The 689-nt window shown below is 64.6% G+C and carries 1 pseudogene; it reads left to right on the top strand.

The annotated features are described in order from the left end of the window. Window positions 1-689, top strand: a pseudogene (locus IV500_RS21160) (hypothetical protein); the annotation flags it as partial.

Raw genomic sequence — 689 nt, 5'->3', positions numbered from 1 at the left:
ACGGCTCAGGGGATCTGGAATCGGGCGACCAAGGCCGCCCGTGCGGCCCAGGGCCCGGATGAACCCCGGACACTGACCCAGCTGCGTTTGGACATCGCCGCCGACTGGCTACTCAACAACACCACCCCGCACACTATTGCCCAAAACAACAACAGCCAAAACAGCAACGGCGACGACAACGGCAACGGCACCGGAGCTGGTTTGGCCCGTGCTGGGTCCGTCGAGGGCGGCGCAGGAGAGGCTCGAGACGCCGGAGACACCACAGTCATCGACCTCACCGGGCCTGCCAGGCCTGCCGGGCCTGCGGGGCCTGCCAGGCCTGCCGTGGTCATCGACGTCGGTGAGCCTGGAGGCGTGGGTGAGTTGGAGGACCTGGGTGAGTTGGAGGATCTCGGTGAGTTGGATGAGGTGGATGACCCGGGTGAGATTGATGAGGGGGTTGGGAGTGTGGGTGGGTGTCCTTTCCCGCGGGCGCAGGTTTTGGTCACTGTCCCGGTGTTCGCTTTGCTGGGGTTAACTGATGAACCGGCTGAGTTGGAAGGCTACGGGCCGATTCCACCGGATATGGCCCGTCAGCTCGCTGCTGAGTGTCCTGAAATGATCAGGTTGCTGATTCATCCGCATACCGGGGAGCCGCTGGCGATCGGCCGGGAACGGTACCGGGTGACCGGGCGTATGCGGGCCTGGTT

Source organism: Arthrobacter terrae (genome assembly GCF_015708085.1).
Taxonomy (GTDB): Bacteria; Actinomycetota; Actinomycetes; order Actinomycetales; family Micrococcaceae; genus Arthrobacter_M; species Arthrobacter_M terrae.
This window is presented reverse-complemented; position numbering and strand designations above follow the sequence as displayed.